The sequence below is a fragment of the Arsukibacterium ikkense genome, from assembly GCF_000987775.1.
GTDB lineage: Bacteria > Pseudomonadota > Gammaproteobacteria > Enterobacterales > Alteromonadaceae > Alishewanella > Alishewanella ikkense.
The window spans coordinates 118,110-133,737 of the sequence record NZ_LAHO01000009.1 but is presented as its reverse complement, the minus strand read 5'-3'; the positions used below and the strand labels follow the sequence as shown (position 1 = coordinate 133,737).

Sequence of the window (15,628 nt, the reverse complement as noted above, 5' to 3'; positions counted from 1 at the left end):
GACATCAACATCACGGGCTGAGCTGGCAATCTCACCAAGTTTAGCACTTAGTATTATTTCACTTTAAACTTGGCTTTTTTAAGCGGTGCCGTTTTGCTGTTACCTAATACCAGCTCTGCCGGGATGCTGAAAGAAAAACTGCTGCCGCGACCGGGCTCGCTGAAAATCATCAATTGGCTGTTGTGGCGAGATAATACGTGCTTGACGATGGCCAAGCCGAGGCCGGTGCCGCCGGTGTTGCGGGCGCGTGCCTGATCAACCCGGTAAAAACGCTCGGTTAAGCGTTTTACATGGTGGGGGGCGATACCTTCACCATTGTCGTTGACGGCAAACACCGCGCGCTGATGCTGGCGTTGCCAGCTGACGCTAATCTCGCCGCCATCGGGGGTGTATTTAATGGCATTAGTCACCAGGTTCGAGAAGGCACTGCGTAGCTCTTCGGTTACCCCGGTTATTTTCAAATCAGGGTCAATACTAAAACTGATGCTATGTTGTTTTTCCCGGTTTAACGCTTGCGCTTCCTGCTCCAGACTCATTAACATCGCCGGCACATCTACCTCTTCGTCAAACTGAACCCGGGCTGAGGCTTCAATCCGCGACAAGGTCAGCAACTGCTGCACCAAACCATCCATCCGCTTGGTTTGTTCCAGCATAACGGTATGAGCTTTTTGCCACATAGCTGGCTCAGGCAAACGTTCAGCATCAATCACTTCCAGATATCCCTGCAACACGGTTAACGGCGTGCGCAACTCATGCGACACATTGGCGACAAAGTCTTTGCGAATTTGTTCTAATTGCTTGAGCTGGGTAATGTCGCGGATGATAAGCAGGTATTGCTCGCTGCCATAGGGCATCATTTTGCATTCCAGCACCAGGTTGCTACTGCCACTGGCGCTAATTTCCAGCGGTTGCTGAAACTGCTTTTGTTTTAAAAAGTTCTTAAATTCCGGGTTCCGCACCAGGTTATCAATGCGCTGGCCTTCGTCACTGGGCCAACGCAACCCCACCAGCATTTGTGCCAGCTTATTACACCAAACAATAGCCCAGTCGCTGGTGAGTACCACGACCGCTTCTGGTAAAGCCTCAGCCCCATCACGAAAGCGCCGCACCAAATTACGGAGTTCTTTGCGTTTTTTACGCTCACGTCGTTGCTGATAATAAATACCATCGAAGATTTGCTGCCAGAAACCTTTGCCTTCCGGTGGGGTTAACTTGCGGTCGTGCCACAGCCACTTGGTAATTAAAAACAGGTGCTTATAGTTCGAGGCCAGTAAAAACAGGCTAAGCAGTAACATAAACAGCGTGCTCTGGCCAAAGGGCCAGCCGAGCAGCCCTGCCAGGGCATAAAAAAGCAAGACTTTAGCAAAAATCTTCCCTTTAGAAAGCTGTGGCCGCATAACACCTACTTAGCAGAAAAGCGATAGCCTGAGCCCCGCACCGTTTGCACCAGCTTATCATGCCCGGCCAGAGAAATCGCTTTGCGTAAGCGCCGAATATGCACATCAACCGTGCGGTCTTCGACATAGACATTAGTGCCCCAGACGTGGTCCAGCAACTGCTCACGGCTGTATACCCGCTCCTGATGAGTCATAAAGAAATGCAGTAAGCGAAACTCAGTCGGCCCCATATCCAGTGGCTGTTGCTGCGCCATGACCCGATGCGATACAGGGTCCAGCTTTAAGCCCTGCACTTCAATCACATCATCTAAACTGGTGGGCGCAACGCGACGGATCACGGCTTTAATGCGGGCCATCAGCTCTTTGGGCGAAAACGGCTTGGTAACATAGTCATCAGCGCCCACTTCCAGACCCCGTACTTTGTCTTCTTCTTCGCCACGGGCGGTGATCATAATAATGGGGATATTGCGGGTCAGCTCATGTTGCTTCATTTTCTTGGCAAACTGAATACCACTGCCGCCGGGGATCATCCAATCCAGTAGTACCAAATCCGGATAGGGTTCAATTAACTGATTTACTGCACTGCCAAAATCTTCGGCCGTTACGGCCTGATAACCATTTTGCTCCAGCACAAAACACAACATATCACGGATCGGTGCTTCGTCTTCCACTACCAGAATTCTTCGGGACATTGTCGTTTACCATTAGATGATTACATTAGAAGCATTATCGACTGTTATTATGACATTTTTATGAATAAACGCATTACCTCACTACTTTTAACATATTTTTTATACGGTTAGCATCTTGCTACCAACAAAAAAGCCGCTGCAGAGCAACGGCTTTTTTAGTTTAGTTTCGGTTAGCTACATCAAGCTTAGAAGCTGTAAACAACACCGAATGACAAGCCAGCACTGTTTTCACCGGCAATAGCAGTTAAACGGGTATCACGGCCACCACTGGCAATAGTGTAGTTAGCATTGTCATCATTAGAGGTAATGCCATAGGCCAGATACAGGGTTAAATCTTTACCCAGTTTGCGATCCGCACCCAGCACCAGCATATTGGCACCTGAATTATCAGCGTCCGCATCGCCCGCTACGTAGTATTGGCCACGTAAGGTGTAATCACCCATTTTGTAGCTGGCACCTACGCCATATACGCTGCGGTCGCCGTTAGCAACATCACTGGCTTTCTGATACAGCGCCGATACCCGTAAATCGCTGTTGATGTCGTAGTAAGCACCTAAACGCAGCGCGTTCGGGTCAACGCCATCAGTACCTTCGTAGCTTTCGTAAGCAGCAGCAACATAGATGCCTTTGCTGGTGTAAGTTAACGAGGTGCTGTAAGACTCACGGTCGTTTTGCACGGTAGCACCAGTGTTATTATGCGGAGTATATTGGAAATCAACAGTAAAGCCGTTCATATTGGGCGTGCGGTAATGCACGCCATTGCGGTAACGATTGTCAAAGCTCTGGCCATAACCACTGGTAATGTTACGCGCATCACCAATCCGGTCGCCAAACATATCAGTGCGGCTGCGAATCGTTTTTAATGGTGTATCGAAGAAACCGATCCGCGCCATACCAAAGTTGCCTTTTAAACCAACGAAAGAATCACGGGTGGCAAAGCTGCCTGAGCCTTCGTCAAAGCGGATATTCTGCTCAAGCTGCACAAACACTTCCATATCATCTTCAAGTTTGGTGCTGGCTTTAAACCCTAACCGGCTGGAGTTTGAAGATACGTTGACGCCGCTATCAACGCCATTATCTAAATGGTCAACAGATAAGTGGGCACGGCCATAAATGCTAACATCGGCAGCCATTGCCGGAACAGCCAGAGTTGCCAATACCGCTGCAGCGACCAGGCCAAGTTTAGATGCTTTCATTGTATTCTCCAGTTAATAGTTTTTTTAGCAGTAACTTTGTTTTGGTGGGAGCAGTATCATCGATTTAGATGACAGTAATATTTCGCATCTATGGCAGTTTTGTGACAATTGCAAGCAATGTGAACCTCTACTAAAAAAGGGAAGCCTAAGCTTCCCTTTTTTATATAACTCAATACATTAGCCGTAACGGCCGGTAATATAATCTTCGGTGCGTTTGTGCTGCGGGTTGGTGAACACTTCATTGGTGGCACCAATTTCAATTAAATCGCCCAGGTGAAAAAAGGCAGTACGATCTGACACCCTGGCGGCCTGCTGCATATTGTGAGTAACGATAACGATGGTAAAGTTTTGCTTTAACTCGTCAATCAGCTCTTCAATAATAGAGGTAGCAATAGGGTCAAGTGCCGAGCACGGCTCATCCATTAAAATCACATCCGGGCTAACCGCAATACTCCGGGCAATACACAGCCGTTGTTGTTGGCCACCTGATAAACCCGTACCTGGCTGATCCAGCCGGTCTTTAACTTCATTCCATAAACCAGCACGGCGCAGGCTCGATTCCACTACATCATCCAGCTCTGACTTACGCGACGCCAGGCCATGTAAGCGCGGGCCATAGGCAATGTTTTCATAGATAGATTTTGGGAAGGGGTTTGGCTTTTGGAATACCATGCCTACTTGCGCCCGCAACTGCACCACATCCAGTGACGGGTCGTAGATATCACGGCCATCCATTTTAATACTGCCGGTTACCCGGCAAATATCGATGGTATCGTTCATCCGGTTTAAACAGCGCAAAAAGGTCGATTTGCCACAGCCCGACGGGCCGATAAAAGCGATCACTTCATTTTCAATAATATCCATGTTAACGCCATGAATGGCCTGGTTAGCGCCATAAAACACCTTGACATCGCGGGCTGTCATTTTAATTTTGTCACTGCTGTTGGTCTGGTTAACTGTCATCGCTGGGTCCGCCATGGTTACATCTTGTTCGGTTAAAATTATCGGGTTGCCTGGCATATTCATCTGCGCTTACCACCGGTTTTCATATTTTTTGCGCAGCCAAATCGCCAGGCCGTTCAGCGTTAACATTAACGCCAACAGCACAATAATGGCCGCTGAAGTGCGCGCTTCAAAGAAGTTACGTAGCTCGTTACCTTGCCATAAAAATATTTGCACCGGTAATGCCGTAGCTTGCTCAAAGGGGCCTGAAGGCACCTGCGCCACGAACGATTTCATCCCAATCAACAGTAGTGGCGCCGCTTCACCCAGCGCCTGGGCCACGCCCAAAATCGCCCCGGTTAGAATACCCGGTATCGCTAATGGCAATACATGGTGAAAGGTCGCTTGCATTTTCGACGCCCCTAAGCCCAGTGCCGCCTGGCGGATTGACGGTGGAATCGCTTTTAAGGTAGAGCGGGTCGCAATAATTACCGTAGGCAAGGTCATTAAACTTAATACCAGGCCACCGACAATCGGCGCGGAGATGGGCAGGTTAAACCAACCAATAAACACCGCAGCACCGAGTAAACCAAACACAATCGAAGGCACCGCCGCCAGATTGTTAATATTCACTTCGACCAGATCGGTAATTTTATTTTTCGGGGCAAACTCTTCTAAGTAAATAGCTGCTGCTACCCCCATAGGCACCGCCAGAAAAAGCACCACCAGCATCATATACAGTGAGCCCATAAAGGCACCAGCCAAACCAGCCGAGGCCAGCGAACTGCGCGAATCTGCGTTCATAAACAAGGCAAAACTAAAACGGTTTTTAATAATGCCCTGTTCGGATAACATTTCTACCCACTCCCGCACCTTAGGGCTAAGCTGCTGCTGGGCATCCGGCAGGCTGCGGTCGATATTACCTTTTAACCAGACATCAATATTAGCGTCTGTTAACAGGTTCAGGGTTTTGGTCTGGCCAATAATGGCTGGGTTATCTATCACCAGCTGGCGCATAGCAAAGCGTTCACCCGAAGTAACAATCCGCTGCACATCGCGCCGGTATTGATTAGCGTCTGGCAGTACCTTATTTAACCCTTCAACAATCAAGCGGTTAAAGTTAATCATGCCCACTTCAGATTGCCATTCAATATCGCGCTGGCGGAAGGCATTGTCAGTTTCGTCGGCACGTTGCACCGGCTTATCGCTTATTTTGATGATCTCTGGGTCAAAATAAATTTCCAGAGTAATGGCAGATTGCCAAAACGCCGGCAAGCCCTTTGAAAAAATATTGATAAACAAAATCGCCACTAACAACAAACTGATCAGCGAGGCCACAAGACCAACACCTTTAAACAGCTTTTCATGGCGATGGCGGCGGTTCAGTGACACGGCCACTTTCTGCTGAACTTTACTCAGCGGCGCTACACCATCGGCCGCAGAGTTATTCGCTGGGTTCATATTCTTCTCAGTCATAAATTACTCGTATTGTTCACGGTATTTGCGCACAACGACCAGCGCTACCACGTTTAGCAGCAAGGTAATCACAAACAAGGTTAAGCCAAGAGCAAAAGCCACTAATGACTGCGGGCTGGCAAAATCGTTGTCACCGGTTAGCTGGTTAACAATGGTCACAGTAATGGTCGATACCGCTTCAAACGGGTTAGCGGTTAACGTTGGGCTGTTACCGGCCGCCAGCACCACAATCATGGTTTCACCAATCGCCCGGCTGGCTGCCAGCAGTACTGCGCCAACAATACCGGGTAAGGCCGCGGGTAAGACTACCTTGCGTATCGTTTCTGATTTCGTCGCGCCCAGGCCTAACGAGGCATCACGCAGCGCTTTGGGCACCTGGGTAATAATGTCGTCTGACAAAGAGGAAATAAACGGGATAATCATAATACCCATTACCACACCTGCGGTCAGGGCAGAGGTGGCACGAATAGTCAGGCCAATACTGGCACCAAAATCAGCTAAAAAAGGCCCTACGGTGACCAGTGCAAAAAAGCCGTAAACGATGGTCGGAATACCTGCTAATACCTCAATAATTGGCTTAGCCGTTGAGCGAAAACCAGCAGGAGCATACTCAGCCAGATAAATCGCCACCATTAAACCCAGCGGAATGGCGACGATTAGTGCCACACCGGCCACCATCATGGTGCCAGATAATAACGGGATTAAACCAAAGCTGCCCTGAGAGCCGGTTAAAGAACCCTCACCGACACCGGTGGTAGAAAAACGCGGATTCCAGGTAGTACCAAAGAAAAACTCTGATGGTGGAATAAAACTAAAAAACTTCATGGTTTCACCGACCATCGACAACACAATACCGATAGTGGTTAAAATAGCCACGGTAGAGCAGATGATCAGTACCGCTTTAATGGTCCGCTCAATCTGGTGGCGGGCCCGTAACTGCGGTTGAATTTTTTTATAGCTAAAAAACAAACCGGTCGCAGCAATGGCCGCCATTAAACCGGTCAGTAATGCCGCACTGCTCGACTTTAACTGTTGCATATAAGCCGCCGCTGCCAGCTCCCACGGCTCGGCTTCGGCCACAATGCCGAAATTGCCGGCAAGGTTGCTGATCCGGCGCATAATAACGTTAGCAGTCATACCCTCTTGAGCCAGTACCTCGGCCGGCAGCTGCGCCGCCACCATACTGCTAATGACATTTGGCGCCAACATGGTCCACAATATTAATAAAAAGAATGCGGGAATAATCGCCCACAACCCCACCATCATACCGTAGTGATGTGGCCGTGAGTGCATTCTCTGCTGCGGGTTTATAGTGGCAACCCGCCGACTGCGCACCATACCCAGCTGATAGCCAATCGCCATCAATGCCAGTAATAGTACTATTAACGAAAGATTACTCATGCTTGCTCCATTCGCCGATCCGGATTATCCAACAGGATAAAAAACTTCTGTTCTAAGCCGCGTTAGCTTAACGCCTGCATATTGCAGTTTTATTACAATGATTGTCATATTACTTAAATAGCAAAAGAGGACCACCAGGGTCCTCTTTGTCAAAACAGCTTGCTAAAAGGCTTACAGGCCTTTTTTAGCTTTAATGTTCGCCAGAATTTGCGCGCGTTCGGTATCATCTAACGGGATTAAACCAGCGGCTTCCAATGGGCTGCCAAAACCTGAAGCAGCTTCAGAAACAAAGTACTCAGCAAATTGCTGTAAACCCGGGATAACACCGATATGCTCGCCTTTCACATAGAAGAACAGTGGGCGTGATACCGGATAAACACCAGCGATAATGTTATCAACTGTTGGTACCACATCGTTTACTGTGGCTACTTTAATGCGGTCACGGTTAGCTTCATAGAAGCTTAAACCAAATACGCCGATAGCATCTTTCTGCGCTTGTAAACGTGCCAGTGTTTCAGTGTAGTCACCGGCAATTTCTACTACCCGGCCATCAGTACGCATAGCTAAACAGAAGTTGTTCTGATCGCCTTTTGGCAGAGCCTTAACTTCAGCAAACGTTTGGCAGCCATCCAGAATCACTTTTTCTTCATAAACTTCACGGGTACCATGATTAGAGCCAGGAATCGCCAGTAAAATTGATTGGCTAGGCAGTGACTTATCAATCTGGTTCCAGTTTGTATAAGGGTTAGCTACCATTTTGCCGTTTTGTGGTACCTGGGCAGCCTGTGCCAGGAATACGTGTTCTGGCTTTAATTTGAAATCGCCTGCATCAACGCGTGACGCAAACACGATACCGTCATAACCAATTTTTACTTCAATGATCTGATTAACACCATTAGCTTTACAGGCTTCTACTTCGGCAGGACGAATAGCGCGTGACGAGTTAGCGATATCAATAGTGTTGATACCCACACCCTGACAGAACTGACGTAAACCACCTGATGAGCCGCCAGAACCTACTACCGGAGTACGGAACTGTGCGAAGTTATTACCAAACTCTTCAGCAGCAACCGAAGAAAATGGCAGCACAGTAGATGAACCGGCAACCTGAACAGTGTCACGATTAGCGTGAGCCTGACCTGCGAAAGCCAGCGATACGGCGGTAGTAACTACCAGTTTAGTAAGCTTATTCATTTTCATTAGTTAAGTCCTCGGGTAAATGTTTTAGTTGACGTTGCACAGTGTGCGATAGTTTTATTGCAGGAATATTACAGTTATCAATTAATTTAACTGCCATATCCCATTGAATTTAAATAAATTAATCAAACCTTAAACGCCTGACAGCCATGTAACAACTGGCCAGCCAGGGTGTTGAGCTGTTCACTGGCTGTCGCAGAACGCGCCGCACCGGTGTTCAGATGACGGATATCGTCATTCAATAACGTAATGCTATCTGCAATACCTGTTGCCACTTGCTGCTGCTCGTCAGTCGCCATCGAAATTTCGGCATTCAGTTGCACTATTTGCTTAACCGCCCCGGCAATTTGCTGAAACATTTGCTCAGTCTGACGGGATTGGCCAACACTTTGACTGGCTTGCTCTGCCGCTTGCCGCATCGCAGCAACCGCAGAGTTGGCTTGTTGCTGCAGCTGACTAATCATCTGACGAATCGACTCGGTCGCTTTATGAGTGCTGGCTGACAGCATCCGCACTTCATCCGCCACCACTGAAAAGCCCCGCCCGGCTTCACCCGCCCGGGCTGCTTCAATGGCGGCATTGAGTGCCAGTAAATTGGTTTGCTCAGAGATTTTCCGGATCACATCCAGTACGCTGGAAATCTGAGCCGAGTCTTGCTGCAGTTGGCTGATCACACCACTGGCTTGTTGCATTTTCAGCTCTAGCCGCTCAATGGTCGCCATACTGGTTGCCGCTACTTCGCTACCATCCAGACTAAATTGTTCTGCTTGCTCTGCGGTGTCAGCTGCACTGCGGGCATTTGCCGCAACCTGACGAATAGCCATACTCATTTGTTCAATGGCCGCTGCAAGCTGGGTTACCTGATCGGCCTGCCGCCCCGAGCCATTACTGACATCTTCACTGCCGGCAAATACCTGGGCAGCTTGTTCGCTTAGCATGCCAGCACTTTGGCCAAAACTGCCAATCAAGCCAGCAAAATGTTGCAACATGGTATTGAGTGCTTGCGTCGCTGCTGCCACTTCGTCCTGGCCACTGGTATCGGCCCGCAGGGTTAAGTCAGATTGTTGTGCCACCGATGCAGCAATGCACTTAGATTGCTTAATGGCCGGGACACCGAGCGCTGAATGGCCAGAATTAAGCCGGTGATCAGCAATACCAGCATAAACCCGCCAAACAGGTAAAACTGCACCATTAATCCGGTAAAGCTAACTGACTGGTCGCGCACTTCAGCCGCAGCGGCAATTTGTTGTTGAATAAACCCATCTGCCAGATCGGTAAAGGCGGTGATCCGCAGCTCTACTTCACTATTAATGGTCGACTCATTTAAAATACGAGCCAGTAAGGCGTCACTACCCGCCGGACTTATCCACTCTTCATATTGCTTAAGCGCCCTTGCAAAGGCCTGATCCAGTTCCTGATAACCCTCTTCTGTGGCCATTACCGGTCGCTGTTCACTGAAACTTTGCCAGTGCTGCTTTGCCTGTGCTAATTGGTCTGATACGGTACTTCGGGTATTGTCTGCCGATGCCCAACCCGTGCGATACTTCCGGATCTCAGCCAGGCCTTGTTGCTGAATAATCTTCTGCGCACTCATAATATCGGCCAGAATAGCCAGGTGCTGGTTATACAGCTGATGAAACAATTTATCTTTAGTTTGAGCCGCCCAGAAACTGGCTGCCAGCACCAATACTAAAAGCAGCAAAGGGATCAGACCCAGTAAGAAAATCCGTTGGGAAATTTTTAGCCGTGACAACATAGCAACAACTCAGGCAATGGTGATTGACTGAGGATACGACTTCATAATGACAATTATATGACACTACATAATACGACGTAAAAATTAGCGTCGACGCGGTTGCAACTCGACCCGTAATGACTGACCACTGCTGACTTTGGCCAGAAAAATGGCATGCTTTGCCAGATTAGCACTGTGTTCAGCAATCCGCTCCAGCGCTCTGGCTACCCAGTTAACGCCCAGCGCACTGTCTAAGTGCCCCGCCAGGTTATCAGTGTTGTCCAGGTTGCTGCGTAAAATAGCGCCATAGCAACGGTTAACTGTGGGGGCCAGACTCAGTGCCTGCTCGGCCTGCGTGATACTGCGTTGCTGCAAGGCAGCCAATGCCAGAGTCAGCATATTGGCTACCGGCTCGGCCAGAGTATTGATTGCCGCCAATTGCTGAGCCTGGGGCTGACTGTTTGCCGCCAGCAACGCTTGCTGGGCAATTAAGGCGCTTTGGCCGCAAATGTATTCAATATCACTGATGGCTTTTAGCAGCGCCAGCACCAGGCGTAACTCACCGCCACTGGCCGAGTGGCTTAACATATCCAGACAATGATCATCCATCGCCTGCTCAAAGTCATGGGCTTTTTGTAGCTGATTCAGCGCTTGTTGCGCCAGACCGGCATCGTGCTTGCTATACGCCTGCAACGCCAGCTGAAATTGCTGTAGCGCCAGGCTGCTAATCGCCTGCACCCGTTGCCTGGCCTGCGCCATTTCATTGCTAAAACCCTGCTGACTGCATTCTGTCATAATTACGTCCACTGGCTGCGCTATTATTACAGCGGCATCTTAGCGCTCGCACTGCTTAGGGTAAAGTTAAGTTCTGCAGGATAGCAGCAGACGCATTGACATATGAAATATTACATATATGATTATTCGCATATCCAATGGCTATGGCGCAGCACATTCATGCTATCCCCCCTGCTATTTTACAAAGCGTTGGCTGACGACACCCGCTTAAAAAGCGTGCTGTTAATTGCCCAGCAGCAAGAGCTGTGTGTCTGTGAACTGATGGTGGCGCTGCAACAAAGCCAGCCCAAAATTTCCCGCCATTTAGCCCAGCTGCGCAAAGCCGATATTCTGCAAGACAGACGTAGTGGCCAATGGGTGTTTTATTCGCTGCACCCAAAGCTGCCAACCTGGGCGCATCTGGTCTTACAACAGACGCTGTTGGCCAATCAGCCCTACCTGGCTGACTGCCAGCAACAAACTACTCTGGTATCAACGCGGCCGGCCAAGCAAAGCTGCCGCTAACATTAAAAGGACAGTAGAATGAGCATTAAAGTAGGCATTAATGGTTTTGGCCGGATTGGCCGTCTGGCCCTGCGCGCGGCCTTTGACTGGCCCGAGCTGGAGTTTGTGCACATTAACGACCCGGCGGCGGATGCCGCTACCCACGCCCATTTGCTGAATTTTGACTCGGTACACGGGATCTGGTGCCACAATGCCACAGCCAAAGACAGCACTATACTGATCAATGGTAAAGCCATTGCGGTTAGCCATAATAAAGCCATCAACGACACCGACTGGTCGGGCTGTGATATCGTTATTGAAGCCTCGGGTAAAATGAAAACCGTCGCCGCTTTGCAGGATTACCTGGCGCAAGGCGTCAAACGGGTGGTGGTAAGTGCACCGGTAAAAGAAGCCGGCGCACTAAATGTCGTGATGGGCGTCAACCATCAGCTGTATGACAAAACCACACACCAGATAGTCACTGCAGCCAGCTGTACCACTAACTGCCTGGCACCGGTAGTAAAAGTGATTCACCAGCAGCTGGGCATCAAGCATGGCTCTATTACCACTATTCACAGTTTAACCAATACCCAAAGCATTATGGATACGCCGCATAAAGATTTACGCCGCGCCCGTGCCTGCGGCAGCAGCTTAATACCCACTACCACCGGCTCTGCCACGGCTATTGTTGAAATTTTCCCGGAATTAAAAGGCCGCTTAAATGGTCATGCCGTGCGGGTACCACTGACGAATGCATCATTAACCGACTGTGTGTTTGAAGTTGAGCGCGCCACCACCGTCGATGAAGTCAATGCCATGCTAAAAGCAGCAGCAGAGGGCGAATTAACCGGCATTCTCGGTTATGAAACCCGGCCGCTGGTGTCGATAGATTATAAAACTGACCCACGCTCCAGCATTATTGATGCGCTCAGTACTATGGTGATTAACGGCACTCAGGTTAAACTTTACGCCTGGTACGATAACGAATGGGGCTATGCTAACCGCACGGTCGAACTAGTCAAAATGGTCGGGCTACAGGATCAGGCCTGAGCCGTAATTTTCTGTTCATCAACCAGAGAGCAGCATGATGCTAGCTACACTTTCCCCCGCTGTGCGCCAGTATTTACTGGTAACAGGTAACTACTGGGCCTTTACCCTGACCGACGGCGCACTGCGAATGCTGGTGGTGCTGCATTTCTACAGCCTCGGTTACAGCGGTCTGAGCATAGCCATGCTGTTTTTGTTTTATGAAATTTTCGGGGTTATTACCAATTTGGTGGGTGGCTGGCTGGGCGCGCGGATTGGTTTAAATAAAACCATGAATATTGGTTTGTTTTTGCAAATTATTGCGCTGACAATGCTGTTGCTACCGGCTGAGTACCTTATTGTGCCCTGGGTGATGGCGGCCCAGGCCATGTCGGGCATAGCCAAAGACTTAAACAAAATGAGCGCCAAAAGCAGCATTAAAATGCTGGTGTCGAGCGAGGCGCAGGGTACCTTGTTTAAGTGGGTAGCACTACTCACCGGCTCGAAGAACGCATTAAAAGGGCTGGGCTTTTTTATCGGCGGTTTACTACTGACACTGTTAGGCTTTCAGCTGGCCATTTTGTGTTTGGCTGTGATGTTGCTGTTGGTCTGGATAGTGAGCTTAGTAAAATTAAAACAGGATTTAGGCAAAAGCAGCGCTAAACCGAAATTCAGGGAAATGCTGTCAAAAAGCCGGGCGATTAATATTTTATCCGCCGCCCGCATGCTGCTGTTCGGCGCCCGTGATGTCTGGTTTGTTATTGCCCTGCCGCTGTTTCTGGCCAGCCAGCTCGGCTGGGACCATTGGACAGTGGGTGGTTTTCTGGCGCTGTGGGTTATAGGTTATGGTGCAGTGCAAAGCATAGCCCCGATGCTGTTGGGCAGTGGCAATATACCTGATGGCAAAACGGTAGCATTCTGGGCCTTGCTGCTGTGTGCTATTCCCGGCCTTATCGCCGTGGCGCTAATGGTCAACTGGCAGATCGAACTGGCTGTGCTGGGTGGTTTACTGCTGTTTGGTAGCGTCTTTGCGATTAATTCCTCAGTACACAGTTATTTGATTGTCAGCTATGCCAAAAATGATGGCGTATCAATGGATGTGGGCTTTTATTATATGGCCAACGCTATGGGCCGGCTGCTTGGCACGGTGTTGTCTGGCTGGCTCTACCAAACCTCAGGTCTGGTGGCCTGCCTCTGGGTATCCAGTGCCCTGCTGGTACTTACTGTGTTTGTGTCCAGCTTGCTGCCTGCGGTGCCGCCTGCTGCAATGCCCGATAGTGACTAACTACCAGCGGCAATTCGCGCAACCACCAAAAAGCGGCTACAGTAAAGTCATCCGTAACATCTGTAGTATCGACTTAAATGCCGAATCAGCCAGTAATAGCATCGACTTACCCTGACAATTCTTCCAACCAGCTTTACCGGCTGCGTACCAAACGTTTACTGCAAATTATTGGCCTGACATTGTTTGGCCTGGTGTTGGCCGTGGCGGTAGCCGGCGGCACCACCAAATGGGTATTGCTGGCAGGCTGTTTTGCCCTGGCACTGGCGGCAATTTTAGCCTATCAGCGCCAGATTATGCCGGCAACTTTTGTATTGTTGTGGGCCATGTGCCTCATGTTATCAGCTTTGGCTTTTATTTCTGGCGGCATTCGTGATCTGGCGTTACTTGGCTACCCCGGGGTACTGGTATTTGCAGCGATGCTGGGTAATAGCCGGCTGTTTTTCTCGTTGATTAGTTTTATGCTGGCTTTTTGTGGCCTGCTGACGTATCTGGCGGTAAGCGGCATAGTAACCCCTGTTATACCGCTGATCAGCGTGGCACACTTCGTGTTTATTGGCACTATTTTGCTGGTTACCGGGGTCAGCGTGTACTTATTATACCGAGACCAGCAACGGTTAATGCACAGCTTGCAAAACGAAAATCATCGGGTAAAACAAAGCCAGGCCCATATCGAACATTTAGCCTTACATGACTCGCTGACTGCCCTGCCAAACCGGGTGTACTGCCAGCAACATTTTCAACAGCTGTACACCGAATGCCTGGCAAGCGAGCAGCGGCTGGCAGTATTGTTTCTGGATTTAGACAATTTTAAACCGGTTAATGATTCCTTAGGCCATGCTGCCGGTGATTTACTGTTACAGCAACTGGCTCGCAGACTGGAAAATCAGCTGACAGCAAACGACGTGTTGTGCCGCTTTGGCGGCGACGAGTTTTTAGTGCTGGTGCCACATTTTGTCAATACTGAGACACTGGCAGCAAAAGCAAGCGCGTTACTGGCTCAAACCACGGCGCCGTTTTTTATTATGCAAAATCAGATAGAGATTTCTGGCTCAGTAGGCATAGCCATCGCGCCGGACGACGGCTGTGAATTCAGTGAAATTTGCAAACATGCTGATATGGCGATGTTCCAGGCCAAAGCCGACGGGCGCAATGTATTCCGCTTTTATCACGATGAATTAAATAAAGCCAGCATCGACAAATTCAACTTATTGCAGCTGATGCGCAAGGCTCTGAAAAAACGGGAATTTCAGTTATATTTTCAACCAAAATTGCAGCTGGCTGAGCAGCGGATCATTGGTGCCGAAGCATTAATACGCTGGCCGCAACCCGATGGCAGCATGATAAGCCCGGACGAGTTTATTCCGCTGGCAGAAAGCAGCGGCCTGATTGTTGAAATTGGTGAATGGGTGCTGCAGCAAGCTTGCCTGGCATGCAGCCGCTGGCAGCAGCAGGGGTATGATCTCACCGTTGCGGTTAACTTATCTTTTGTGCAGTTTCGCGATGGCAAGCTGGAACAACAGGTACAACAAGCCCTGAGCGCAGCCGCCTTGCCCGCGCATGCATTAGAGCTGGAATTGACCGAATCACTGTTGATTGGCGAGGGCGACAATATCGCCTTGCAACTGGCAGCAATGCACCAGCTAGGTATTCGGTTTTCGATTGATGATTTTGGTACCGGTTATTCAAACCTGGGCTATTTGCGTCGTTTTAATGCCAGCCGGCTGAAAATTGATAAGTCGTTTATTTTATCGCTGTGTTTATCCGAGCGGGACGAGCCGCTGGTACGGGCGATTATTCAGATGAGCAAAAGTCTGGGGCTGAAAACCGTGGCCGAAGGCATTGAAGACAGCGCTACTGCAGCCCGGCTGGCCCTGCTGGGCTGCGACGAAGGCCAGGGATTTTACTGGGCCAAGCCGTTACCAGAGGGCGACTTTCTTGGCTTTGTCAGTGCTGAATTACTGAATGAAACAAAAAAAACGAAAACCTGATGACACCTGGCTGCG

Annotated in this window: 14 protein-coding genes; 4 read left to right on the top strand and 10 right to left on the bottom strand. The window is 49.5% G+C overall.

Features of this window, described 5'->3' with window-relative positions:
• Positions 1-53: 53 nt before the first annotated feature.
• From phoR to WG68_RS10540, 10 genes are all read right to left on the bottom strand, one after another.
• Positions 54-1,397, bottom strand: coding sequence for a phosphate regulon sensor histidine kinase PhoR (phoR, locus tag WG68_RS10580; protein ID WP_046557653.1), 1,344 nt, complete (start codon positions 1,395-1,397; stop codon positions 54-56).
• A 5-nt stretch (positions 1,398-1,402) separates the two neighbouring features.
• On the bottom strand, positions 1,403-2,089 hold the full coding sequence (gene phoB / locus WG68_RS10575) for a phosphate regulon transcriptional regulator PhoB (RefSeq protein ID WP_046557652.1): 687 nt from the start codon (positions 2,087-2,089) through the stop codon (positions 1,403-1,405).
• 185 nt (positions 2,090-2,274) lie between these two features.
• Positions 2,275-3,285 (bottom strand): porin, encoded by a 1,011-nt coding sequence (locus tag WG68_RS10570; RefSeq protein ID WP_046557651.1) that lies wholly within the window; start codon positions 3,283-3,285, stop codon positions 2,275-2,277.
• A gap of 177 nt (positions 3,286-3,462) precedes the next feature.
• Positions 3,463-4,248 (bottom strand): phosphate ABC transporter ATP-binding protein PstB, encoded by a 786-nt coding sequence (pstB, locus tag WG68_RS10565; protein ID WP_046557706.1) that lies wholly within the window; start codon positions 4,246-4,248, stop codon positions 3,463-3,465.
• Between the two features lie 69 nt (positions 4,249-4,317).
• Positions 4,318-5,688 (bottom strand): phosphate ABC transporter permease PstA, encoded by a 1,371-nt coding sequence (gene pstA, locus WG68_RS10560; RefSeq protein ID WP_152663077.1) that lies wholly within the window; start codon positions 5,686-5,688, stop codon positions 4,318-4,320.
• An 18-nt stretch (positions 5,689-5,706) separates the two neighbouring features.
• On the bottom strand, positions 5,707-7,104 hold the full coding sequence (gene pstC, locus WG68_RS10555) for a phosphate ABC transporter permease subunit PstC (protein WP_046557649.1): 1,398 nt from the start codon (positions 7,102-7,104) through the stop codon (positions 5,707-5,709).
• 171 nt (positions 7,105-7,275) lie between these two features.
• The gene (locus tag WG68_RS10550; RefSeq protein WP_046557648.1) at positions 7,276-8,304 is read right to left on the bottom strand and encodes a substrate-binding domain-containing protein; all 1,029 of its coding nucleotides are present in this window, start codon (positions 8,302-8,304) and stop codon (positions 7,276-7,278) included.
• A gap of 122 nt (positions 8,305-8,426) precedes the next feature.
• Positions 8,427-9,374, bottom strand: a complete 948-nt coding sequence (locus tag WG68_RS19840; RefSeq protein ID WP_235357719.1) for a methyl-accepting chemotaxis protein — start codon at positions 9,372-9,374, stop codon at positions 8,427-8,429.
• Entirely contained in the window at positions 9,353-10,057 is a 705-nt protein-coding gene (locus tag WG68_RS19835) for a Tar ligand binding domain-containing protein (RefSeq protein WP_235357718.1), read from the bottom strand. Before WG68_RS19835 ends, WG68_RS19840 begins: the two co-directional genes overlap by 22 nt.
• Positions 10,058-10,141: 84 nt before the next feature.
• A complete protein-coding gene (locus WG68_RS10540; RefSeq protein WP_046557647.1) occupies positions 10,142-10,831 on the bottom strand; it encodes a phosphate signaling complex PhoU family protein in 690 nt (229 codons plus the stop codon).
• 102 nt (positions 10,832-10,933) lie between these two features.
• Here WG68_RS10540 and WG68_RS10535 point away from each other — a divergent pair, with 102 nt between their 5' ends.
• From WG68_RS10535 to WG68_RS10520, 4 genes are all read left to right on the top strand, one after another.
• Complete coding sequence (locus tag WG68_RS10535) at positions 10,934-11,335, top strand: metalloregulator ArsR/SmtB family transcription factor (protein ID WP_046557646.1); 402 nt, start codon at positions 10,934-10,936, stop codon at positions 11,333-11,335.
• Between the two features lie 18 nt (positions 11,336-11,353).
• Positions 11,354-12,364, top strand: coding sequence for an ArsJ-associated glyceraldehyde-3-phosphate dehydrogenase (locus WG68_RS10530; RefSeq protein ID WP_046557645.1), 1,011 nt, complete (start codon positions 11,354-11,356; stop codon positions 12,362-12,364).
• 34 nt (positions 12,365-12,398) lie between these two features.
• Positions 12,399-13,625 (top strand): organoarsenical effux MFS transporter ArsJ, encoded by a 1,227-nt coding sequence (arsJ, locus tag WG68_RS10525; protein WP_046557644.1) that lies wholly within the window; start codon positions 12,399-12,401, stop codon positions 13,623-13,625.
• A gap of 77 nt (positions 13,626-13,702) precedes the next feature.
• Positions 13,703-15,613 (top strand): putative bifunctional diguanylate cyclase/phosphodiesterase, encoded by a 1,911-nt coding sequence (locus WG68_RS10520; RefSeq protein WP_046557643.1) that lies wholly within the window; start codon positions 13,703-13,705, stop codon positions 15,611-15,613.
• Positions 15,614-15,628: the final 15 nt, after the last annotated feature.

Excerpts from the sequence above, each read along its gene's own strand:
- phoR (WP_046557653.1), bottom strand. The coding sequence starts at position 1,397 with ATGCGGCCACAGCTTTCTAAAGGGAAGATTTTTGCTAAAGTCTTGCTT.
- phoB (WP_046557652.1), bottom strand. The coding sequence starts at position 2,089 with ATGTCCCGAAGAATTCTGGTAGTGGAAGACGAAGCACCGATCCGTGAT.
- WG68_RS10570 (WP_046557651.1), bottom strand. The coding sequence starts at position 3,285 with ATGAAAGCATCTAAACTTGGCCTGGTCGCTGCAGCGGTATTGGCAACT.
- pstB (WP_046557706.1), bottom strand. The coding sequence starts at position 4,248 with ATGACAGTTAACCAGACCAACAGCAGTGACAAAATTAAAATGACAGCC.
- pstA (WP_152663077.1), bottom strand. The coding sequence starts at position 5,688 with ATGAACCCAGCGAATAACTCTGCGGCCGATGGTGTAGCGCCGCTGAGT.
- pstC (WP_046557649.1), bottom strand. The coding sequence starts at position 7,104 with ATGAGTAATCTTTCGTTAATAGTACTATTACTGGCATTGATGGCGATT.
- WG68_RS10550 (WP_046557648.1), bottom strand. The coding sequence starts at position 8,304 with ATGAAAATGAATAAGCTTACTAAACTGGTAGTTACTACCGCCGTATCG.
- WG68_RS19835 (WP_235357718.1), bottom strand. The coding sequence starts at position 10,057 with ATGTTGTCACGGCTAAAAATTTCCCAACGGATTTTCTTACTGGGTCTG.
- WG68_RS10540 (WP_046557647.1), bottom strand. The coding sequence starts at position 10,831 with ATGACAGAATGCAGTCAGCAGGGTTTTAGCAATGAAATGGCGCAGGCC.
- WG68_RS10535 (WP_046557646.1), top strand. The coding sequence starts at position 10,934 with ATGAAATATTACATATATGATTATTCGCATATCCAATGGCTATGGCGC.
- WG68_RS10530 (WP_046557645.1), top strand. The coding sequence starts at position 11,354 with ATGAGCATTAAAGTAGGCATTAATGGTTTTGGCCGGATTGGCCGTCTG.
- arsJ (WP_046557644.1), top strand. The coding sequence starts at position 12,399 with ATGATGCTAGCTACACTTTCCCCCGCTGTGCGCCAGTATTTACTGGTA.
- WG68_RS10520 (WP_046557643.1), top strand. The coding sequence starts at position 13,703 with ATGCCGAATCAGCCAGTAATAGCATCGACTTACCCTGACAATTCTTCC.